Source organism: Pseudomonas sp. NY15435, assembly GCF_048068295.1.
GTDB lineage: Bacteria > Pseudomonadota > Gammaproteobacteria > Pseudomonadales > Pseudomonadaceae > Pseudomonas.
Genome location: NZ_JBLUQA010000042.1, coordinates 1 through 291 on the forward strand (window position 1 = coordinate 1; position 291 = coordinate 291).

Consider the following 291-nt stretch of genomic DNA (forward strand, 5'->3'; position numbering starts at 1 on the left):
CTTGAAGGTGTCGGCGCTGACCACTTCGATGATCTCGGAGATCTGGTCGACGTCCAGCAGGGCGGCAACGCGCGGCAGGAAGTTCTTGCCGTTGGTGGTGGCGGCGGCCAGTACGTGGCTGTAGCCCTTGCCGAGCTCAGCGACCAGCGGAGCAATGTTCTCCGGCAGCTGGTGAGCATAGGCGGCGTTGTCGGCGACCAGCACCTTGGAAACACCAGCGATCTTGGCAGCAGCTTCGGCTACGCCACCGACGTTCTGGCCAGCGACCAGGACAGCGATGTCACCACCGAT

Annotated in this window: 1 pseudogene; it reads right to left on the reverse strand. The window is 63.6% G+C overall.

Annotation, left to right across the window (positions count from 1 at the left end):
* Positions 1-291: pseudogene (locus tag ACNFH5_RS30630) on the reverse strand (electron transfer flavoprotein subunit alpha/FixB family protein); the annotation flags it as partial.